Here is a 22,004-nt window from a genome sequence, read left to right as displayed (position 1 = left end):
ACCGTCTGAAAATTTTTGTAAATTACAAATTGAAAACAAATCAACTTTTGATAGCGTTTTCCTTGAATCTAAATTTGGCCAGGAGTATAATAGAGGGTGGAAAAAGTACATTAAAAAGGAGTGTGTCATGATGATCATTAGTGTGATTTTTGCTGTAGCTTACTTCTTGCTGGTTGCCCTTGTTGCGGCTCTTGTTTTCCGAGCGATAGGAAAAATATTTGAGCTCTTCGATGGCTACCTGATGTACCATTAAGAGATAAACAAGCCCACTCACTATGAGTGGTTTTTTACTATATGACGGAGATAATTATGAAAACGGAATATGAAAAGATGATTGCTGGCGAGTTTTACAGTCCCATTGATCCAGAATTGAGGAAGTTAGCACAAGAAGCTCGGACAAAGCAATTTGCCTTTAACCAAGAAGCAGACGGTGAGAAGCGGAGTCAACTTATAAAAAGTTGGTTCGGATCTACTGGAGAAAATCTATCCTTGCACCCCTTCTTGGCTTGTGACTATGGGGTCAATATCCACTTGGGAGAGAACTTTTATGCCAACTGGAACCTAACTATGCTGGATGTCTGCCCGATCAGGATTGGTAATAACGCCATGATCGGTCCCAATTGCCAATTTCTTACCCCTCTCCATCCCCTAGATCCGCATGAACGGAATGCAGGAAAAGAATATGGAGCTCCGATAACGATTGGAGATAACTTCTGGGCGGGTGGTGGAGCTATCATCCTTCCAGGCGTTACCTTAGGCGATAATGTCGTCGTTGGAGCAGGAGCAGTGGTGACCAAATCCTTCGGGGATAATGTAGTCCTAGCTGGTAATCCAGCCAGAATCATTAAGGAAATAGAGGTGAAAGAGTGAAGTTTTACTTTATCGGAGGACTCGGAAGTAACGAAAATCATATAAGCGCATTTGCTCACTGCTTTCCATACCCCATCACCTATCTAGATCCCTATAAGGTAAAGCTGGAATCTTCCCAAGATTTAGTAGATTGGTTTGAAGCACATGCGGATTCTATCGAAAATACTTGTATCATTGCCCATTCACTGGGTGGAGATTTGGCGCGATACCTAGCAACCAATATGCCTCAAATTACCAATCTGGTTCTGCTAGATGGTGGCTATCTTGACATGGACCAGATCTTACCACTAGAGCAGGAAATCGAAGAGACTCTCTCTTATCTGAAGCAACAGGTATTTCCATCTCTAGAGGAAGCTGTTGCAAGTGAACTTGGAGACAATGACAACCCTTCGCCAGCAACTATAAAGGCCATCCAATCCAGTTATCGTTGGAATCCTGACCTCCATCACTATGAACTGGATTTGGATCCACAAGATGTTCTTTCCTTGTTAAGACTCAGACGGGAGCTCCGATCTTTCCAGTATCCACTAACGGATAGCAAGGTCATGTTCATCGGTCCTAAATACCAGGATGAGCCTGAATGGAGAGCTAGTGCACTTGAAAATTTAGATCCTTCTATTAAGAAGGTGCTCTTAAAGGATCTAGGCCATGATTTTTATACAGCAGTTCCCGAGCTTGTCAGTAAAGAAATCATCAATTGGATTTAAATTTGTTCATAAATAACTCATATATAGAAGTTGTTCTATCCATTCGTCTAGTAATTTCCGAACATTATTTATATAATCAGCATTCTATTTGAATCGCCTCCGTATCTTTGTTATAATCTTGAATGGAAACGTCGGAAGACGAAGTGATGATCCATCACGATTTAAAATTTAGAAACGAGATTTCAATCCGTATGTTAAACGAATTTCCAATCTTTGATTACGAAGATATTCAACTAATCCCTAACAAGTGTATTATCAAAAGTCGTGCAGAAGCAGACACGACAGTTCAGTTTGGTAAGCACACCTTCAAGCTACCAGTCGTACCTGCCAACATGCAGACCATCCTGGATGAAGATGTGGCCGAACAACTGGCTAAAGGGGGCTATTTTTACATTATGCACCGCTTTGACGAAGCTGGTCGCATTCCCTTTATCAAACGGATGCACGATCAGGGCTTGATTGCTTCCATCTCAGTTGGAGTAAAAGACTATGAGTACGACTTCGTGACTCAACTCAAGGACGATGCACCTGAATACATCACCATCGACATCGCTCACGGTCATGCAGATAGTGTGATCCAAATGATCCAGCATATCAAGAAGGAATTGCCAGATACCTTTGTCATCGCAGGAAATGTCGGAACTCCAGAGGCCGTTCGTGAGTTGGAAAACGCTGGAGCAGATGCTACCAAGGTCGGGATCGGTCCTGGTAAGGTCTGCATCACAAAAGTGAAGACTGGCTTTGGTACTGGCGGTTGGCAGTTAGCCGCCCTTCGTTGGTGTTCAAAAGCAGCTCGCAAGCCCATTATTGCAGATGGTGGCATTCGGACCCATGGAGATATTGCTAAATCCATTCGTTTTGGTGCCAGCATGGTCATGATTGGTTCTCTCTTTGCAGGTCACATCGAAAGCCCAGGGAAAACGGTTGAAGTAGATGGTGAATCCTTTAAGGAGTATTATGGATCTGCTTCCGAGTACCAAAAAGGGGCTTATAAAAATGTTGAAGGCAAGAAAATCCTCCTACCAGCCAAAGGTCATCTGCAAGATACCTTAACAGAGATGGAGCAAGACTTGCAAAGTTCTATTTCCTATGCTGGAGGCCGCAAGGTTGCTGATCTCAAGCATGTCGATTATGTCATCGTTAAGAATTCTATCTGGAATGGTGACTCTCATTAAAACTACAATTACTTATTTATCTTGCGGATTGGCGCAAGGTCTCTACAAGGTACCGGAACACCTAACAATAAGTAAGTCTTAGATTAATCCAGGGATACTTGGATTCTGTAGAGGCTTACTAGGTAAGTCTCTATTTTTTGTTCCAAACTGTTTAGGAGAAAACATGAAATTATTAGAAGAACGCATATTAAAAGACGGAAATGTCCTGGGAGAAAACATCCTCAAGGTCGATTCCTTCTTGACCCACCAAGTGGATTACCAGTTGATGAAAGAAATTGGGAAGGCTTTTGCGGAACGCTTTAAAGATGCTGGTTTGACCAAGGTTGTGACCATTGAAGCTTCCGGGATCGCTCCTGCCCTCTATGTGGCAGAAGCTTTGGAACTTCCCATGATCTTTGCCAAAAAAGCCAAGAATATTACCATGAATGAAGGGATTTTGACAGCAGAAGTCTATTCCTTTACCAAACAAGTGACCAGTACGGTTTCCATTGCTAGCAAGTTTTTAACACCTGATGATCGCGTCTTAATCGTCGATGACTTTCTAGCAAATGGCCAAGCAGCTAAGGGCTTGATCCAGATTATCGAACAAGCGGGTGCGAGTGTAGAAGCAGTCGGTATCGTCATCGAGAAATCCTTCCAAGATGGCCGTGGATTGCTAGAAGAACTCGGCTACCCAGTTGTTTCACTAGCTCGTTTGGACCGTTTTGAAAACGGTCAGGTTGTATTTAAGGAGGCAGACATCTAATGCAAAAACAAGAAAACCATTCACAGGCGGCCATTCTAGGCTTGCAGCACCTATTGGCTATGTATTCGGGCTCTATTTTAGTACCGATCATGATTGCAGGTGCTTTGGGTTATAATGCCCATCAATTGACCTATCTCATCTCTACAGATATCTTTATGTGTGGGGTAGCCACTTTCTTGCAATTGCAATTAAACAAATACTTCGGGATTGGTCTTCCGGTCGTTCTTGGGGTAGCCTTCCAGTCTGTGGCACCTCTCAGCATGATTGGAGCTAGTCATGGTAGTGGTGCCATGTTTGGTGCCTTGATTGTTTCCGGGATTTATGTGGTTCTGGTTTCAGGTTTCTTCTCTAAAATCGCTAACCTTTTCCCATCCATTGTGACGGGTTCTGTCATTACGACTATTGGTTTGACCTTGATTCCAGTAGCGATTGGGAATATGGGGAACAATGCTGAAGAACCAACAGTTCAAAGTCTGATCTTGGCCGTGATTACCATTCTCATCATTCTGGTGGTCAACATCTATACAACTGGCTTTATCAAATCCATCTCTATTTTGATTGGGTTGATTGTTGGGACAGCCATCGCAGCTTCAATGGGCTTGGTGGACTTCGCACCTGTAGCACAAGCTCCAGTTGTTCACGTTCCGACGCCATTCTTCTTTGGAGCTCCTAAGTTTGAAATTACTTCAATTGTCATGATGTGTATCATCGCAACTGTTTCCATGGTCGAATCAACTGGTGTCTATCTTGCCCTTTCAGATATTACAAAAGATCCAATTGATAGCACGCGCCTTCGTAATGGCTACCGTGCTGAAGGATTGGCCGTCCTTCTCGGTGGTATCTTCAACACCTTCCCATACACTGGATTCTCACAAAATGTCGGCTTGGTGAAATTGTCTGGTATCAAGACCCGTCTTCCAATCTACTACGCGGCTGGTTTCCTCGTTCTCCTTGGTCTCCTTCCTAAGTTTGGAGCTTTGGCGCAAATCATTCCAAGTCCAGTACTTGGGGGAGCTATGCTAGTCATGTTTGGTTTTGTGTCTATTCAAGGGATGCAGATCCTTGCGCGTGTTGATTTTGAGCACAATGAGCACAATTTCCTCATCGCAGCTGTATCGATCGCAGCAGGGGTAGGATTGAACAACAGCACCCTCTTTAATGGCCTACCAAGTGCCTTTAAAATGTTCTTTGCAAACGGAATTGTTGTTGCCAGCGTCTTGGCTATCATTCTGAACGCCATCTTGAACCGCAATAAAAAATAATCTAAAAAAACTGAGGATCCGTTAGATCTTCAGTTTTTTAATTTTTTTGACATTTAAGGAGACATATAGTAGAGTGGTAAGAGAAAATTTCACCATGATAAGAAGAGAGTCCTACCATGTATCTAACCCATCATTTTAAAGAGCGCTTACGCTTGTTTATCAGTCTATTTATCCCTCTCCTGGTCTATCAACTCGCCAACTACTCTGCTAGTTTTGTGGATACGGCCATGACTGGTCAGTATCGTACCCTTGATTTGGCTGGTGTTTCTACGGCTACGAGTCTATGGAATCCCTTTTTTACTTTCCTGACAGGAATTGTCTCTGCCCTAACGCCGATTGTCGGGCATCACCTAGGCAAGGGAGACAAAGAACGGATTGCTGGCGATTTTTATCAATTTCTTTATATGTCATTTGGTATGGCTGTTCTCTTAATAGGCTTTGTCTGGGGGATTGCACCAATCATACTCAAGCAGATCGGCTTAGAAGATGTTGTTGCTCAGATAGCCATTCGCTACTTATATTTCCTTTCTTTAGGAATCCTACCCTTGTTGCTCTTTAGTATCGTGCGAACCTTCCTGGATACGTTGGGAATGACGCGTCTATCGATGTACTTAATGCTCTTGCTCTTGCCTTTGAATGCCTGTTTTAACTATGTCCTTATCTATGGAGCCTTTGGTGTTCCAGAGATGGGAGGAGCAGGAGCAGGCCTGGGGACCTCTCTGGCCTACTGGGTTCTACTAATTATTGCAGTTTTGATCTTATGCAAGCATCCCAAGGTAACTCCTTATCAATTGTGGAAGCCACAACCTTATGATCTTAAAGGGGTCAAAGAAGTATTGCACCTTGGCCTTCCAATCGGGGGAATTGTTTTTGCTGAAGTCATCATCTTCTCACTTGTTGGACTGCTCATGGCAAAATTCCCATCACTCACCATTGCTAGTCACCAATCTGCTATGAACTTTTCAAACATGATGTATGCTTTCCCAGTTAGTATCTCAAGCACCATGGCCATTATTGTATCTTACGAACTAGGAGCCGGAAGACCGGAGGTAGTGAAACAATATTGCCGTTTGGGACGATTGACAGCCTTTGGCTTTGCGATTATTACCCTTGTCTTTCTATATACATTCCGCTACCAACTGGCTGGATTGTATGGCAAGGATCCAATCTTTGTTCAGCAAACAGCTATATTCATGACCTTTAGTCTCTTTTTCCAAGTAGCCGATACCTTTGCAGCCCCCCTACAAGGAATTTTGCGAGGCTATAAGGATACAACCGTTCCTTTCTTATTAGGAGTCTTTAGTTATTGGAGTATCTCTATTCCTCTAGGGATTTTCTTTGATCATGTGACTGACCTCGGTCCCTATGCTTATTGGATTGGCCTCATTTCTAGCCTTGTCGTGAGTGGAATCTGCTACCAACTTCGACTATGGCAGATACAAAAGAAATACCAAAATTCCTAAAAGAGGCTGGGACAAAAGTCCTAGCCTCTCAATTATCTTTGGATTATCGAGCAAAACGCAGTGGTTGAGTGGGCTCTCCTACGCTGATTTCATCAGCTTTTACAGCCCTACTCAACTGTGCGGAGGTGGGACAACGAAATCGAATTCTAACGAATTACCGATTTCTGTCCCACTCTCTTATTTAGTGCGCATTTCACCTTGAGGGAAGTAGGTTCCTTCAGGCATATCATTGATAATGACATGAACAGCAGATTGCGGAGCACCTGTATTCCGAACGACAGCCTCGGTTACTTCCTTGGCCAAAGCTTTCTTTTGCTCCAAGGTGCGCCCTTCGAATAAATCAATACGTACAAATGGCATTGCGCCACCTCCTTTATAAATCTTAACCTTATTTTATCACATTTTATATGAAAAGGAGGAGTCTATGTAGATGTTGCGAGTATAAGTTTAATAACCATATAAAAATTTTTTACCAATATTTAGTACTACCTACTTACATAACTTCACTTATTATGGTATAATTAATTTGTGAGAAGTGGTCTCTCACTATGCGTTTGTCATTTTGTCAGGGAAATGATAGACGCTTTTTTTATTCTCAAATAACAAAAATGAAGTGGCAACAGAGTGAAATTTTTGCTAGTGCAAACAGGAAAAACAAGGCTTCGTAGAACTCTACGTCCATAGTCCATCATCCAATGGTGAACCTCTCTATAAGTTGCCCTAATTTACTGCCCGTGTTATAATATAATGAAACACATTTTAGAGAGAACAGAAGGAAAATGGCACAATTATATTATAAATATGGGACCATGAACTCAGGGAAAACCATTGAAATCTTGAAGGTGGCCCATAATTATGAAGAGCAAGGCAAGAGCGTCGTCATCATGACCTCGGCAATCGATACACGAGATGGAGTTGGAGTAGTTTCTAGCCGGATCGGTATGAAACGAGAAGCTATGGCCATTGAAGATGAGACAGATATCTTCGGTTATATCCAAAGTTTGGAAGAGAAACCCTATTGTGTCTTGATCGATGAAGCTCAGTTTTTGAAACGCCACCATGTCTATGACTTGGCTAGGGTTGTTGATGAACTGGATGTGCCGGTGATGGCTTTTGGCCTCAAAAATGATTTCCGAAATGAACTCTTTGAAGGTTCCAAACACCTCATCTTGTTAGCGGACAAGATTGAGGAGATCAAAACTATCTGCCAATACTGTTCCCGCAAGGCGACTATGGTCTTGCGTACCCAAGCGGGAAAACCCGTCTACGATGGAGAGCAGATCCAGATCGGTGGACACGAGACCTATATCTCGGTTTGCCGCAAGCATTATTTTAATCCAGATATTAAGCAAGAAAAGAAATCTTAAGGAGCAAACATGAATATCTATGATCAACTACAAGCTGTAGAAGACCGATACGAAGAGTTAGGAGAGTTATTGAGTGACCCAGATGTGGTCTCTGATACCAAACACTTTATGGAGCTTTCAAAAGAAGAGGCTTCCACTCGTGACACGGTGACAGCTTACCGTGAGTACAAACAAGTCCTTCAAAATATCGTCGATGCTGAAGAAATGATTAAAGAATCAGGTGGAGACGCTGATTTGGAAGAAATGGCCAAGCAAGAACTTAAGGATGCTAAGGCTGAAAAAGAAGAATACGAAGAAAAACTGAAAATCTTACTTCTTCCAAAAGATCCAAACGATGACAAGAATATTATCTTGGAAATCCGTGGGGCAGCAGGAGGAGACGAAGCCCAGTTGTTCGCTGGTGATCTATTGCAGATGTACCAAAAATACGCAGAAAGCCAAGGCTGGCGCTTTGAAGTCATGGAAGCATCCTACAATGGCGTTGGCGGGATCAAAGAAGTCGTAGCCATGGTCTCTGGTCAATCAGTCTACTCGAAACTCAAGTATGAATCTGGTGCCCACCGGGTACAACGCGTTCCTGTGACTGAAAGCCAAGGTCGTGTCCATACCTCTACAGCAACCGTTCTGGTCATGCCAGAAATCGAAGAAGTTGAGTATGATATCGATCCAAAAGATCTTCGGATTGACATCTACCACGCATCTGGTGCGGGTGGACAGAACGTCAACAAGGTCGCAACAGCCGTTCGTATCGTCCACTTGCCTACCAACATCAAAGTAGAGATGCAGGAAGAACGGACCCAACAGAAGAACCGTGAAAAAGCCATGAAGATCATCCGTGCGCGTGTGGCTGACCACTTTGCTCAGATTGCCCAAGACGAGCAAGACGCTGAGCGGAAGTCCACTATCGGTACTGGTGACCGTTCAGAGCGGATCCGGACTTATAACTTCCCTCAAAACCGTGTGACCGATCACCGGATTGGCTTGACCCTTCAAAAACTGGATACTATCTTATCTGGTAAACTGGACGAAGTGGTCGATGCTTTGGTCTTGTATGACCAAACACAAAAACTTGAAGAGTTGAACAAATAATGTTGTTGGGACTATTATTAGCTCAGTATGAAGAAGCATTAATAGCCGTTGGAGAGGAAGCAGAAAGCCTCTCCTTCGCGTATCGAGCTTTAAAAAACTGGACCTTTACAGACTTTGTCTTTGCCTTGCAAAAAGAAGTGGAAGCAGAGGACCAGGCCTTGCTTGAATCCATCTTTGAGCAGCTGAAACATCACGTGCCTGCCCAGTATATTATTGGCAGTGCAGACTTCTGTGGCCATGTTTTTACAGTTGACAAGCGCGTGCTGATCCCACGACCAGAGACAGAGGAGTTGGTGGATCTCATACTGGAGGAAAACGATGAGGAAGCCTTACGAGTTCTAGATATCGGAACTGGTAGTGGGGCCATTGCTATTAGTTTAGCTCTTGCTAGACCTAACTGGCAGGTTCAAGCTAGTGATGTGTCAGAAGAAGCTTTATCCCTGGCTCAAGAAAATGCCAAACAGTTAGGAGCAGTCGTTTCCTTCAAGTCTTCAGATGTTTTGGATCAGTTATCAGGTCCTTATGACCTGATTGTGTCCAACCCACCCTATATTTCTCGGGATGATGTAGAAGAAGTCGGAGCAAACGTACTAGCCTCTGAACCCCACTTAGCTCTTTTTGCGGATCGTGATGGATATGCCATCTACGAAAAGATTGCCAAGCAGACACCAAGTGTTTTAACAGCAGATGGAAAGGTTTATCTAGAAATTGGCTATAAGCAAGGAGCTAAAGTAAAAGAACTCTTTCAAGAGGCATTTCCCAACAAACGCGTTCGCGTTCTGAAAGATCAATTTGGACAAGATAGAATGGTAGTAGTAGACAATGGATCTATTTGAGAAAGAATTAGAAGCTGGACATGCAGTTATCTTACCAACAGAAACCGTCTATGGCCTCTTTGCCAAGGCTCTGGATGAAGCAGCAGTTGATCATGTATATGCTCTAAAGCAACGCCCTCGTGAAAAGGCTATGAATTTAAATATTTCCAGCGAAGCAGAAATTCGATTTTATTCGAAAAACCAACCATCCTACCTATCCAAATTAATTGCAAGTTTTTTACCAGGACCCTTAACCATTATCCTTGAGGCTAATAAAGAAGTGCCAAACTGGATCAATTCTGGGATGGCTACGGTTGGCTTTCGGATGCCAGCCCATCCAAAAACATTGGAATTAATTCGTAAAACAGGTCCCTTGATCGGACCTTCTGCCAATCTATCTGGGAAAGCTAGTGGAACCCAGTGCCAGCAAATTCTTAAGGAACTTGGCCATGGTGTTTTAGGACTTGAAGACGATAGCTTTCTAACTGGACAAGACTCAACTATTCTAGACCTTTCGGGTTCTAAAGCCCGAATCTTGCGTCAGGGTGCCATTACACGTTCGGAGATCCTTGAGCGTGTACCAGAGATTCCTTTCTAGGAGGAAGAAGATGTTACGTAACCTTTTATTAACGGATGTGGAGTCTTTAAGTCAGATTAACGAGCAAGCATTAGGCTACTCTTTTTCTACTGAGAAAACAGCCCAGCAACTAGCTAAATTGATCCAAGATTCCCACCATTTTTTCATCGGGTTTGAAGATAGCGAGACCCAGCAACTGCTTGGTTATGTTCATGCAGAAGTTTACCAATCTCTTTACTCGGATCCAGGTTTTAATGTTCTGGCTCTTGCTGTTTTACCTGATCAGCAAGGGAAAGGCATCGGGAAAATTTTGTTTCAAGGATTAGAAGAAGAAGCCAAACGAAGAGGATACGCTTTTATTCGCTTAAACTCTGCTGACTACCGCACTGAGGCTCATGCTTTTTACGAGCATGTCGGTTATAGCTCTGATAAGCTACAAAAACGTTTTATAAAATTTTTTTAAAGGAGTAGATCTATGATTTTTGACAAAGAAGATTACAAAGCCTATGATGCTGACCTATGGAATGCCATTGCCAAAGAAGAAGAGCGCCAGCAAAACAATATTGAGTTGATTGCTTCTGAGAATGTCGTCTCTAAGGCGGTTATGGCTGCTCAAGGATCTATTCTGACCAATAAATATGCCGAAGGCTACCCTGGTCGTCGTTACTACGGCGGGACAGATGTGGTCGATGTGGTTGAAAGCTTCGCCATCGAACGCGCTAAAGAAATCTTTGGAGCTAAGTACGCTAATGTTCAACCGCATTCAGGAAGTCAGGCCAACTGCGCTGCCTATATGGCCTTGATTGAGCCTGGCGATACTGTTATGGGTATGGATCTGGCTGCTGGTGGACATTTAACTCACGGTGCCTCTGTGAGCTTCTCAGGGCAAACCTACAACTTTGTATCCTACAGCGTGGATCCTGAAACAGAACTCTTGGATTTTGACGCCATTTTAAAACAAGCCCAAGAAGTGAAGCCAAAACTCATCGTTGCTGGTGCATCAGCCTACTCTCAGATTATTGATTTCTCAAAATTCCGTGAGATTGCGGATGCAGTAGGAGCCAAGCTCATGGTTGACATGGCCCATATTGCTGGTCTAGTAGCAGCAGGTCTTCATCCAAGTCCAGTTCCTTATGCCCATATCACGACCACGACCACTCACAAGACCCTTCGTGGCCCTCGTGGTGGCTTGATTTTGACCAATGATGAAGACTTGGCTAAGAAGATCAATTCAGCTATCTTCCCTGGTATTCAAGGAGGACCTTTGGAGCATGTCATCGCAGCTAAAGCAGTAGCCTTCAAGGAAGCACTGGATCCAGCCTTTAAAGAGTATGCAGCGAACGTCATTAAAAACAGTCAGGCTATGGCGGATGTCTTCTTACAAGATCCTGATTTCCGTGTCATTTCAGGCGGAACTGAGAACCACCTTTTCCTTGTCGATGTGACGAAAGTCGTTGAAAATGGGAAAGTGGCGCAAAACTTGCTAGATGAAGTCAATATTACTCTCAACAAGAACTCCATTCCTTATGAAACTTTGTCGCCATTCAAGACCAGTGGGATTCGGATCGGTGCAGCAGCCATCACCGCTCGTGGTTTTGGAGTAGAGGAAAGCCGTACAGTGGCTGAACTGATGATCAAAACCTTGAAAAACGCAGAGAACCCAGCTGTATTAGAAGAAGTGCGGAACCAAGTCAAAGCCTTGACAGATGCCTTCCCACTTTACGAGGACTAAACCATCTTATGGATATTTACGTAAAAAAAGCCATCATTCATCAATTTAGCCCAGATGATACCGATATTTATCTGGCAGACAAATTCCTGAATATCACCCCCAAAATTGAGGAATACTTGCGCAAAAAGATTGAGCGGGTCTATTCCGATGAGGCGAAAACCGGCATTTTTGAGGAAGACAATCCATTCCTTGAGATGATAACGGATGATCTCCTAGAAACTTCAGTAGTCTTAGCCAATCGCTGGAAAGAAGAATTTGTCGTCTCTGAGAATCAAAAGACCAACGACTTGGTGTTTATCCAATTCTCAAAAGAAGGGGTGGATCATTTTGCCTTTCTTCGGATCGCCTTACGGGAAACCTTGACCCATCTTGGAGGAGAAGTAGATAACCCAATCAAGCTAACGCAAAACAATCTACCTGGCTTTGGAACGGGGGCCGATGAAGCCTTGGTCATCAATCTTCAAAGTCGCAAGTACCATTTGATTGAAAAACGAATCAAGTACAATGGGACTTTCTTGAACTATTTCTCTGAGAATCTCCTCCAGGAGCAACCCAAGATTTCACCTAAAAAATCGATCAAAGAAATCGAAAAAACGGCCCAACGGATTGCTGAGAACTTCCAACAAGATGATTTTCAGTTCCAATCCAAGGTCAAATCAGCAATTTTCAACCAACTGGAAGAAGAGAATGAATTGTCACCTGAAAAGTTAGCCAATGATTTGTTCGATAACAACTTAACAGCTCGACTCAGTTTTGTCGATCAGGTGAAAGAGACTATTCCAGATCCTGTTCGCTTCGATGAGATTGATGCCAGCCGCCAATTGAAAAAATTTGAAAACCAAAAGCTCTCCCTTTCAAACGGAATTGAGCTTTTGGTTCCCAATCATGTTTACGAAGATGCTGAATCGGTAGAGTTCATCCAGAATGAGAATGGGACTTACTCGATCCTCATCAAGAATATAGAGGACATTCAGAATAAATAATGATGAAACGAATAATAAAAATTTTCTTTTGCCTCTTGCTCGTCTTTTTCATATACAAGGGCTATCAGATACACCGGGATGTTAAACAGGTCATGACTTATCGTACCTTAGTGCGTGAAGTACTGGCTGAGGAAGACACTGGTACCAATGAAGACCTGATTCTTGCTATGATTTATACAGAGACCAAGGGCAAGGAAGATGATGTCATGCAGGCCAGTGAAAGTGCAACCGGCCAGACAAATTCCATCACCAATAACAAAGAAAGTATCCGGCAAGGGATTCAAACCCTCTCTGAGAATCTGCGAAAAGCAAAGGAGAAGGGTGTTGATCCTTGGACAGCTGTCCAGGCTTATAATTTTGGACAAGATTACATTGAATATGTGGCTAAAAATGGCGGGAAAAATAGTCTTGAATTAGCCCGTAAATACTCAAAAGAAGTGGTTGCACCGAGTCTTGGAAATGTCACTGGTAAGACCTATCTTTATCTCCATCCTATTTCATTTTTACATGGCTCAGAGCTCTACGTTAATGGGGGAAATTATTATTATTCACGTCTCGTTGAAATGAATCAGTTCATCATGAAACTCTTTTCTTGGTTCTAATACAAACAATCACTCTAAACAAGGGAGGAAACCCTTGTTTTTTTATGGAGGAAACTGTCATCTGTTTTTAAAGAAGCTGTAAGCCAGTCTTAAGATAAAAAGGATAAACTAAAAAGGAGGCAAAGGGATAAAACCTGCTTCCTTTTTATTGTCCGAAAACGTATTAGTATTCTAGAAGGGGTTATTGAGAAAGTATGAAACCAGTCAGGAAATTTATTGGAATCTTTATCGCAAGCTGGTTTGCACTCCTTGCAAGCTCTTCAACAGTTTTTGCCAATTCAAGCGTACAGAAAGTTATTGATCAAAAATACAACCAAGCCGACTATGTCATTGGCTCATCATTGGATGAATTTCAAGTCGAGCAAACCCTTAGTCTCTTGATGTATAACGAGGAAATAGATAAGGAATGGAAAACCATGGATCCTTCTGCTTATACAAGCTTTACGATTGATGAGAATGGAGATCATTATTCCTCCGTTAAACTACAGAAACAAGCCAAGAAAGCGCCCGTTAGCGTGCACATTGTCACTCCTCAAAATATAACAGAAGTGACCGCAGATATGAACAGAAATGCTCTAACCACTCTTGGTATAGAACGTGCAGATGTCACGATTGCCTCCCCAACAGAAGCCTCAGGTTTAAGCGCACTTGCATCGGTCGCATACTCCCTTGAGCAAAATGGTAGCACGATTTCTGATGAAAATAAAACACTCGCTCAAGAAGAATTATCCCTGCTTGCATCGATCTATAAAGAGAGTGCCCGTAAAAAAGCCTTCCATGAAGATAAACTCAATGTAGCTGTCATCGATCTTAAAATCGCAGCGCTAACAGAAAGCAATCAAGACAAAAAGCTCGGAAAAAAAGATTTTCAAAAGCTGGTTACAAAGATTCTAAAAAACTACCAACTAGAGGGCGCTATAACGGATAAACAAGCCAAACAATTAGTTGAATTTGCTAACAAGCTTTCGAATAGTCAGCTAGGCTCTGATAAAAAACTAGTCAAGTCCCTCAAAACTCTAAAACAGGATATTATTGAGAAGGCAGGAGATAGCTTTAATACGATTGATACCAAGTTCGATACGGAGACACTATTGAAAGATACCAACAATATTCCTCTATATCCTATGATTGGACTGGGAGTTCTGGCGCTCCTAGGGATTGGGTTAATGGTCTATCATGTTCATCGTCATCAAATCAAGAAGAAATAAAGCTTACAAAAAAGAGGCTGGGACAAAAGTCCTAGCCTCTCAATTATCTTTGGATTATCGAGCAAGACGCAGTGGTTGAGTGGGCTCTACTAAGCTGATTTCATCAGCTTTTACAGCCCTACTCAACTGTGCGGAGGTGGGACGACGAAATCGAATTCTAACGAATTACCGATTTCTATCCCACTCTCTTAATCTGTTACTTCGATTGTGAAATAGGGGATTCGTAAAATTGTTCCCAAGAGGCCTAAAAATGGAACCCAAGGAGAGGACTTAATTACAGCTGTTTGACCAGCTTTTACAATAACCTCCTTTGTTGGAGTAACAGAACCTTTTTGATTAACATGAACTTTAACGAAATCAAGACCTTCAGGAAGAGGAAGTGTCACAGTTTCATCTTTACTTAACCTAGCAACACATTCACCATTAAAATAAACGTTTGCCTTTTGAACAACACCAACAAGCCCTGTTTGACGCGAAACTGTAATTTCAGACATTTGATTCTCCTAACTTTATGAATTCCTTACTTAAAAGGAATAGTTTTAAACTATCATAACATAAGCGCTAGATTCATACAAGAGGGTTTTTCATTTGGGGCATTTTGATTATAAATGTTGTCTTACTTATATAAAAAAACGCTGAAATCAATGATTTCAAGCGTTATGTTGTCAAGGCATTCTATTCCCACTCAACAGTTGCAGGTGGTTTACTTGTAATATCATAGACGATGCGGTTAACGTGGTCAACTTCGTTTACGATACGAACGGAGATTTTTTGGAGAACTTCCCAAGGAATCTTAGCGAAGTCAGCTGTCATACCATCGATAGAAGTGATAGCACGGATGGCAATGGTGTAGTCGTAAGTACGACCGTCGCCCATAACACCTACTGAACGAACGCCAGTATTAACAGTGAAGTATTGCCAGATGTCACGGTCAAGACCAGCTTTAGCAATTTCTTCACGAAGGATAGCGTCTGATTCACGAACAGTTTCAAGTTTTTCTTCAGTGATTTCACCCATGACACGAATCGCAAGTCCTGGGCCTGGGAATGGTTGGCGCCATACGATGTGGTCTGGCATACCAAGTTCAGTTCCAAGAGCACGAACTTCATCCTTGTAAAGAGTGTTGAGCGGCTCGATCAGTTCAAACTGCATATCTTCTGGAAGACCACCCACGTTGTGGTGAGACTTGATAGTTTGAGCAGTATCCGTACCTGACTCGATGACGTCTGTATAGAGTGTTCCTTGTGCTAAGAATTTCACATCTTTCAGCTTGCTTGCTTCGTCGTCAAAGACATAGACAAACTCGTTACCGATGATTTTCCGTTTTTGTTCAGGATCAGATACACCTGCCAACTTGTCCAAGAAACGTTTGGCAGCGTCAGCTTTGACAATGTTCAAACCAAACTTACCACCAAGCATATCCATGACTTGGTCAGCTTCTCCTTTACGAAGAAGACCGTGGTCTACAAAGATACAGATCAATTGATCCCCAATCGCTTTTTGGAGGAGAACTCCAACAACAGAAGAGTCAACACCACCAGAGAGACCAAGGAGGACACGTTTGTCTCCAACTTTCTCACGGATTTGTTTGATTTGCATCTCGATAAAGTTATCCATTGTCCAGTCACCTTTGGCACCACAGATATTCAAGGCAAAGTTGCGAAGGATATCATATCCGTGTACTGAGTGGCGAACTTCAGGGTGGAATTGGATACCATAGATTTTCTTGTCAGGATTCTCAATCGAAGCATACGGACAGTCAGCAGAAGTACCTGTACGGACAAAGTCAGCGGGGATTTCTGTTACAGCATCACCGTGGCTCATCAAGACCAACTGTTTATCAGGTGTTCCCTCAAAGAGGGCAGAAGATTCAGCTAAGTTTAGCTCAGATTGACCATATTCACGGTTACCAGCGTCCCCTGCAGGTACAACCTTTCCTCCGAGCTTGTGAGTCAATAGTTGCATTCCATAACAGATCCCAAGAATTGGAATGCCAAGTTCAAAAATTTCAGGATCAATATCGAAAGACCCTTCTTCATACACTGAGTTTGGTCCGCCTGAAAGAACGATCCCAACTGGATTGATTTCACGAACTTCAGCTGCAGTAATTTTGTGGCTCTTCAATTCTGAAAAGACACCAATCTCACGAATACGACGTGAAATAAGCTGATTGTACTGGCTACCGTAGTCAAGCACGATAATTTTTTCAACATCATGCAAATCAGTTGATAGGTTTGTCATCTTTTCCCCTTCTTCTAGAAAAATCTTTTCCTCTATTCTAACACAAAAGGCCCTTCATTACCAATCAAGACTGACTAGGATTGAAGATTTGATAAATTTGCGCTACAATAGGTTGTAACAGATAGAAAGAGTAGCAATATGATCCCAGCATACATTCAAATTCACGACCAAATCAAGGCAGAGATTGACCAGAAAATCTGGAAAATCGGACAACGCCTACCAAGCGAACGAGACCTGGCAGAAAAGTTCCAGGTGAGTCGGATGACCCTCCGTCAAGCCATCACTCTCTTGGTAGAAGAAGGAGTACTGGAGCGTCGTGTAGGCAGTGGGACCTTTGTCGCTAGCACGCGCGTCCAGGAAAAGATGCGGGGGACAACCAGTTTTACTGAAATCATGAAGGCCCAAGGAAAGATCCCTTCGACACAGGTTATATCATACAAACGCACCATTCCAAGCCTACAAGAATTAGATAAGCTTGGTATCGACAAGACTGAAACCATCGTACGTATGGAACGGGTTCGTTATGCGGATGGTGTACCAGTCGTTTATGAAGTCACCTCCATCCCAGAGAAATTTATCAAGAACTTCAAAAAAGAAGAAGTGACCAGTCATTTCTTCCAAACCTTGGAAAAACACGGCTATCGTATCGGGAAATCTCAACAAACCATCTACGCTCGCTTGGCTAAAGAAAAGATTGCTGAATATCTAGAAATCCCTAAAGGACAAGCCATCCTTGGGCTGACGCAAGTTTCTTACTTAGATAATGGCACAGCCTTTGAATATGTAAAGAGTCAGTATGTTGGAGAGCGGTTTGAATTTTACTTAGAAAATAATTAGATGACACAATCCCTATCATGTCAATTCAACACACGGAGGTTTTATGTCTCGGATTAAAATCGATGCTGTTGTGGTGCCTCTCAGTGGCCATCTTTATCCTGTTCTTCTACTTTTAGCCCCATTATTGCATGATCCTAACTTTGAGATTCGAATTTTTACAGGATCACAAAAGCAAAAAGTAGCTGAAGATATGGGCTTTACTGTTGTCCCAATTATGAAAGACCAGGTGGATTTTTTCGATAAAATATCTACTAACCATCGTCAATTAAATTTGCTGACTGCCTATAAGTAGCTTTCTAATGGATTAGATTTAATGAATATCGTTTCTGACCAGTTACGAGAAGAATGGACTGCTCATCGTCCAGATCTAGTCATTGCGGACTATGTGACACTTTCTGGTGGTTTGATTGCAGAGGAATTGGAAATCCCTTGGATGACCAGCATGGCGACCCAGTTTGCAATGGAAACACCTCTTGGCCCACCTTGCTTTTTTGCAGGGATGGGAAGTGAGAAAACTAGGTTTGATCAACTGAAACATAGCTTAGCTAGAAAATTGACCAGACTTATCAAGCGTCTAGCGACTTTCTCTTTGAGAAGTCGTTTAAAACAATATCATTTCCGTCTCTACAATAAGGACGGATGGGAAACCATCTATTCTCCCTACTCTATCCTTGGCATCGGAATGCAAGAAGTGGAATTAAAAAAAGGCTTTCCTCCCTACTATCATTGGGTAGGACCAGTTGGCTCTTCTGTTGAAGAAGCATCCAATTATAACTTTGATCTCACACTTTTTTTGGATAAAATCAAGGTTCTAGTCTCCTTAGGCACTCAACTTGCCTGGGCGCAGGATAAAATCGTTCAGCAAACCCTAATCTTGGCTCAACAACATCCAGAATGCCAGTTCTTTGTTACCTTAGGCAAAGGGGCTGAATCTTTCCAAACAGAGAAGCTCTTAGACAATGTATCCATTCTTACTTATCTCCCTTATGAAAGTTATATCCCTCAAATGGATTATGTTATCCACCATGGTGGAGCAGGGATTTTCTTTCAATGCATCAAAAATGGGATTCCAGCTTTAATCCTTCCGCATGACTATGACCAATATGATTATGCTATTCGTGGAGTAGAAGCAGGAGTAGCCTTGCAAGCTCCCAAGGACAAGAGTCAAAAGATTGCCCAAGCCTTTGAGCAATTACTTGCAAGAAAAGACTGGGCCCAACTCAAAGAGCTCCAAAAGAGAGCTCTAGCCTATGATCCCACCAGCATTTTAAAGAAAGAAATTCATCGCTTAATTAAAAAGGAGGCGCCATGAAAGTACTCGTAACAGGAGCAACAGGTTTTCTCGGAAAATATGTGGTAAAAGAGTTAGTAGCAGAAGGCTACTTTGTTCGCGCCTTTGGTCGGAATGAGGCAGTAGGGCAAAGCTTGGTTTCAGACAAGGTGGAATTCTTCAAAGGAGATCTGAGTTCCAAGCAAGCAGTAGAAGAGGCATGCAAGGGAGTTGAAATGGTCGTCCATGCTGGAGCTTTATCAACGGTTTGGGGGCCTTGGGAAAGTTTTTACCAAGCCAATGTCCTTGGTACCCAGCATGTTTTAGAAGCTTGTCGCACTAATAAAATAAGCCGCTTGGTCTATGTTTCTTCACCAAGTATTTACGCTGCACCAAAAGACCAAATCGACATCAAAGAAGAAGATGCTCCAGCTGAAAATCATTTAAATAACTACATCAAAAGTAAGCTGCTATCAGAGAAGCTCTTTCCTTCTTACCCGGATGTTCCAAGTATCATCCTTCGTCCACGTGGGCTCTTTGGCATTGGGGATACAAGCATCCTTCCGCGAGTTCTCAAGCTAAGCCAGAAAATTGGAATCCCCTTAATCAAAGAGGGCAAGCAATTGATGGACATGACCTGTGTCGAGAATGTTGCCTTGGCCATCGCTTTGGCTCTGAAAGCAGATAGGGCAGAAGGGCAAGTCTATAACATTACCAACGGCGAGCCGACTCCTTTTAAAGAACTAATAGAAGAAGCCTTGCAGGGCTTGGGATTTCCTATTCGTTATAAAAAGCTACCTGCCTTTCTTCTAGGTGGCTTAGCTTCTAGCTTAGAGGTTCTTTATCAGGTCTTACCTCTAAAGGGAGAGCCACCATTAACTCGCTATACCTACTACCTATTGCGTTATAGTCAGACTCTTGATATTTCAAAAGCAAGACAAGAGTTGGGCTATGAGCCACGCATCAGCATCAAGGAGGGAATTGCCCAGTATGTCCAAGATTATCGAAAGCATTAAGTACTTCCCTGCTGGCTTTTGTACTAGCAATCTCGCCTTGCTCTTTAAAGGGCAGAAAAGAAAGAAGATGGTTTTTCCAGCAGGCGTCTATCTCCTCAAACACCGAGAACACGGTTATATTCTCTACGATACTGGCTATCATTATGAGATCAAAAGTAAACTCCGTTATCTTTATTACCGTCTTGGAACTCCTATGCAGATGAAAAAGGAAGACCAGATTGATTGCTTGCTTCAAGCGACAGGGATTTCACCAGATGACATTTCTTATGTCATCCTCTCGCATTTTCATCCAGACCATTTAGGAGGAGCGGGTTGTTTCAAACAGGCGCGCTTCTTGGTCACCGAGAAAGCTTATCAGGTCTACCAGAAGCCCAGCTTTAAGGATTTAATTTTTAAAGAGTTTTTGCCGGATCATTTTGAAGAATCCGTCCAAATCATGCAACCTCAAGAAACCAATCCTCTTTTTCCTTATACGGCAACAGAGGATATCTTTGGAGACGGCAGTATTCTCCTTAGTTCCCATGATGGGCACGCTAAGGGACAGGGTTGCCTATTCCTTCCAGAGTACCAATTGTTTATCGGGGCTGATCTCTGTTGGGGAATTGACCTTCTTCCCTTGACAGAGCAGATGCGCTGGATTCCTAGTCAAGTTCAGGATAATGTTGAGGCCTATTTAGAAAACGTCAATTTCTTGCGGTCATTGCTACATCAAGGGATCGATGTTCTTGTCAGTCATGATCCAATGGATCGGGTAGAAAGGATACTAGATGAAAAAATGGACCTTTCTTAAAACCTTTTGCCAGACCCGCTGGGGGCACCGCTTTAAGAACCGAGAGGACCTCGAGCGCTACCAAGATAAAGAGCTGCAAAAATACCAGGACTTCTTACTCCAACATTCGCCCTATTTCGCTCAAGACGTTCCAAAGGACTTCCGCTATATGGACAAGACCTTTATGATGGAGCATTTCAATGAGTTAAACACCCAAGGAATCGATCGGGACAAGGCTCTTGAAATGGCCATTCGCGGAGAGCAGTCTCGTGATTTTACAGAGATGCAAGGAGAAGTAGCAGTTGGTCTTTCCTCTGGTACCTCCGGCCACCGAGGCATTTTTATCACGACAGAGACAGAACGTAGTATGTGGGCAGCCGCTATTCTCGCTAAAATGCTTCCCAAAGGGAAGCTCTTTGGGCACCGCATTGCCTTTTTCCTCCGTGCTGATAACGAGCTCTATCAAACCATCAATTCTCCCTTGATTCGCTTAGAATATTTTGATATTTTCAAAGATAGCCAAGAGCATATCGGGCGTTTGAATGACTACCAGCCGACTATCCTTGTGGCTCCAGCCTCTACCTTATTGGATTTAACCAAATATCTAGAGAGTCAGGCCCTACAGATTCAACCCCGAAAGGTCGTTTCCGTCGCTGAAATCTTAGAGGATCGGGACCGGGACCTCATTCGTCAGGCATTTCATCTGTCTAAGGTTGATCAGGTCTACCAAGCGACAGAAGGTTTCTTAGCCTGTACCTGTTCTGAGGGGAACTTGCACCTCAACGAGGACATTTTATCAGTGGAAAAAGACTATTTGGATGACCACCGTTTTTATCCTATCATTACAGATTTTAAACGTAGGAGCCAACCTATTTTCCGCTACCGGCTCAATGATATTCTGGTAGAGGATCCTGAACTCTGCAGTTGTGGTTCTGTCTTTACACGGATTGCTAAAATTGAGGGGCGATCAGACGATATCTTTTATTTCAAGAAAGCAGACGGCGAGCTACAGATGGTTTATCCAGACTTCATTCGGCGTTGTATCCTCTTTGTCGAAGGGATTCAAGACTATCAAGTGACTCAAACAGAAGATGGACAAGTTCAGGTTGCTCTCAGCAAACGTTCACCTGAGATAGAAGAGGCTATCCGCAACCAATTTCAAGTCTTAGCAGATCAAAAGGGCTTTATCATGCCCACTCTTACCTTTATTGACTACCAATGGGACACAAGTCGCAAACTCAAGCGCGTACAACGTCTTCAAAAATAGGAGGAAGCA

23 protein-coding genes, 1 pseudogene and 1 riboswitch are annotated in these 22,004 nt (G+C 42.9%); of the genes and pseudogenes, 21 read left to right on the top strand and 3 right to left on the bottom strand.

Going from position 1 to position 22,004, the window contains the following annotated elements:
• Positions 1-127: 127 nt before the first annotated feature.
• From EL081_RS10215 to EL081_RS05420, 7 genes are all read left to right on the top strand, one after another.
• Positions 128-253: a hypothetical protein gene (locus EL081_RS10215; protein WP_023023285.1), complete on the top strand. Its 126-nt coding sequence runs from the start codon at positions 128-130 to the stop codon at positions 251-253.
• Between the two features lie 56 nt (positions 254-309).
• The gene (locus tag EL081_RS05445) at positions 310-870 is read left to right on the top strand and encodes a sugar O-acetyltransferase (protein WP_126404264.1); all 561 of its coding nucleotides are present in this window, start codon (positions 310-312) and stop codon (positions 868-870) included.
• Positions 867-1,577: an alpha/beta fold hydrolase gene (locus tag EL081_RS05440; protein WP_126404263.1), complete on the top strand. Its 711-nt coding sequence runs from the start codon at positions 867-869 to the stop codon at positions 1,575-1,577. Before EL081_RS05445 ends, EL081_RS05440 begins: the two co-directional genes overlap by 4 nt.
• A 191-nt stretch (positions 1,578-1,768) precedes the next feature.
• Positions 1,769-2,752 carry a GMP reductase gene (guaC, locus tag EL081_RS05435; RefSeq protein ID WP_048691233.1) on the top strand — a complete coding sequence of 328 codons (984 nt, stop codon included), beginning with the start codon at positions 1,769-1,771 and terminating at the stop codon, positions 2,750-2,752.
• Positions 2,745-2,840: riboswitch (purine riboswitch) on the top strand. It overlaps the preceding gene by 8 nt.
• Positions 2,841-2,915: 75 nt before the next feature.
• Complete coding sequence (locus EL081_RS05430) at positions 2,916-3,497, top strand: xanthine phosphoribosyltransferase (RefSeq protein WP_126404262.1); 582 nt, start codon at positions 2,916-2,918, stop codon at positions 3,495-3,497.
• Positions 3,497-4,759, top strand: coding sequence for a nucleobase:cation symporter-2 family protein (locus EL081_RS05425; protein WP_126404261.1), 1,263 nt, complete (start codon positions 3,497-3,499; stop codon positions 4,757-4,759). Before EL081_RS05430 ends, EL081_RS05425 begins: the two co-directional genes overlap by 1 nt.
• Before the next feature lie 116 nt (positions 4,760-4,875).
• On the top strand, positions 4,876-6,222 hold the full coding sequence (locus EL081_RS05420; protein ID WP_126404260.1) for an MATE family efflux transporter: 1,347 nt from the start codon (positions 4,876-4,878) through the stop codon (positions 6,220-6,222).
• 177 nt (positions 6,223-6,399) lie between these two features.
• On the opposite strand, the gene EL081_RS05415 is transcribed toward EL081_RS05420, so the two are convergent.
• Positions 6,400-6,582: a 4-oxalocrotonate tautomerase gene (locus tag EL081_RS05415; RefSeq protein WP_001117401.1), complete on the bottom strand. Its 183-nt coding sequence runs from the start codon at positions 6,580-6,582 to the stop codon at positions 6,400-6,402.
• A gap of 419 nt (positions 6,583-7,001) precedes the next feature.
• On the opposite strand from EL081_RS05415, the gene EL081_RS05410 reads away from it, so the two are divergent.
• From EL081_RS05410 to EL081_RS05370, 9 genes are all read left to right on the top strand, one after another.
• Entirely contained in the window at positions 7,002-7,589 is a 588-nt protein-coding gene (locus EL081_RS05410; RefSeq protein WP_126404259.1) for a thymidine kinase, read from the top strand.
• Between the two features lie 9 nt (positions 7,590-7,598).
• Positions 7,599-8,678, top strand: a complete 1,080-nt coding sequence (gene prfA, locus EL081_RS05405) for a peptide chain release factor 1 (protein ID WP_126404258.1) — start codon at positions 7,599-7,601, stop codon at positions 8,676-8,678.
• The gene (prmC, locus tag EL081_RS05400) at positions 8,678-9,514 is read left to right on the top strand and encodes a peptide chain release factor N(5)-glutamine methyltransferase (RefSeq protein WP_126404257.1); all 837 of its coding nucleotides are present in this window, start codon (positions 8,678-8,680) and stop codon (positions 9,512-9,514) included. The genes prfA and prmC overlap by 1 nt, the downstream gene beginning before the upstream one ends.
• Positions 9,501-10,091, top strand: coding sequence for an L-threonylcarbamoyladenylate synthase (locus EL081_RS05395; protein ID WP_126404256.1), 591 nt, complete (start codon positions 9,501-9,503; stop codon positions 10,089-10,091). The genes prmC and EL081_RS05395 overlap by 14 nt, the downstream gene beginning before the upstream one ends.
• A gap of 10 nt (positions 10,092-10,101) precedes the next feature.
• Positions 10,102-10,533 (top strand): GNAT family N-acetyltransferase, encoded by a 432-nt coding sequence (locus EL081_RS05390; protein ID WP_126404255.1) that lies wholly within the window; start codon positions 10,102-10,104, stop codon positions 10,531-10,533.
• 12 nt (positions 10,534-10,545) lie between these two features.
• Complete coding sequence (gene glyA, locus EL081_RS05385) at positions 10,546-11,802, top strand: serine hydroxymethyltransferase (protein WP_126404254.1); 1,257 nt, start codon at positions 10,546-10,548, stop codon at positions 11,800-11,802.
• A gap of 8 nt (positions 11,803-11,810) precedes the next feature.
• Positions 11,811-12,785 carry a nucleoid-associated protein gene (locus tag EL081_RS05380; RefSeq protein WP_126404253.1) on the top strand — a complete coding sequence of 325 codons (975 nt, stop codon included), beginning with the start codon at positions 11,811-11,813 and terminating at the stop codon, positions 12,783-12,785.
• Entirely contained in the window at positions 12,785-13,387 is a 603-nt protein-coding gene (locus EL081_RS05375; RefSeq protein ID WP_023026820.1) for a lysozyme family protein, read from the top strand. The genes EL081_RS05380 and EL081_RS05375 overlap by 1 nt, the downstream gene beginning before the upstream one ends.
• Before the next feature lie 194 nt (positions 13,388-13,581).
• Positions 13,582-14,595, top strand: coding sequence for a DUF1002 domain-containing protein (locus EL081_RS05370; protein WP_126404252.1), 1,014 nt, complete (start codon positions 13,582-13,584; stop codon positions 14,593-14,595).
• Positions 14,596-14,783: 188 nt separating this feature from the next.
• Here the strand turns inward: EL081_RS05370 and EL081_RS05365 are convergent, their stop codons facing one another.
• Together EL081_RS05365 and guaA are read right to left on the bottom strand one after the other, a co-directional pair.
• Positions 14,784-15,089, bottom strand: a complete 306-nt coding sequence (locus EL081_RS05365; protein ID WP_126404251.1) for a hypothetical protein — start codon at positions 15,087-15,089, stop codon at positions 14,784-14,786.
• 181 nt (positions 15,090-15,270) lie between these two features.
• The gene (gene guaA / locus EL081_RS05360) at positions 15,271-16,836 is read right to left on the bottom strand and encodes a glutamine-hydrolyzing GMP synthase (protein WP_006596353.1); all 1,566 of its coding nucleotides are present in this window, start codon (positions 16,834-16,836) and stop codon (positions 15,271-15,273) included.
• A gap of 138 nt (positions 16,837-16,974) precedes the next feature.
• Here guaA and EL081_RS05355 point away from each other — a divergent pair, with 138 nt between their 5' ends.
• The 5 genes and pseudogenes from EL081_RS05355 to EL081_RS05335 all read left to right on the top strand — a co-directional run bounded on the left by EL081_RS05355 (position 16,975) and on the right by EL081_RS05335 (position 21,995).
• Entirely contained in the window at positions 16,975-17,673 is a 699-nt protein-coding gene (locus tag EL081_RS05355) for a GntR family transcriptional regulator (protein ID WP_126404250.1), read from the top strand.
• A 43-nt stretch (positions 17,674-17,716) separates the two neighbouring features.
• A pseudogene (locus EL081_RS05350) lies at positions 17,717-18,985 on the top strand (glycosyltransferase).
• Positions 18,982-19,959 (top strand): NAD-dependent epimerase/dehydratase family protein, encoded by a 978-nt coding sequence (locus tag EL081_RS05345; protein WP_126404249.1) that lies wholly within the window; start codon positions 18,982-18,984, stop codon positions 19,957-19,959. The pseudogene EL081_RS05350 and the gene EL081_RS05345 overlap by 4 nt, the downstream one beginning before the upstream one ends.
• Entirely contained in the window at positions 19,934-20,749 is an 816-nt protein-coding gene (locus EL081_RS05340) for an MBL fold metallo-hydrolase (protein WP_126404248.1), read from the top strand. The genes EL081_RS05345 and EL081_RS05340 overlap by 26 nt, the downstream gene beginning before the upstream one ends.
• Positions 20,727-21,995, top strand: coding sequence for a F390 synthetase-related protein (locus EL081_RS05335; RefSeq protein ID WP_126404247.1), 1,269 nt, complete (start codon positions 20,727-20,729; stop codon positions 21,993-21,995). Before EL081_RS05340 ends, EL081_RS05335 begins: the two co-directional genes overlap by 23 nt.
• Positions 21,996-22,004 lie beyond the last annotated feature (9 nt).

This window comes from Streptococcus viridans (assembly GCF_900636365.1).
Lineage (GTDB): Bacteria > Bacillota > Bacilli > Lactobacillales > Streptococcaceae > Streptococcus > Streptococcus viridans_A.
This window is presented reverse-complemented; position numbering and strand designations above follow the sequence as displayed.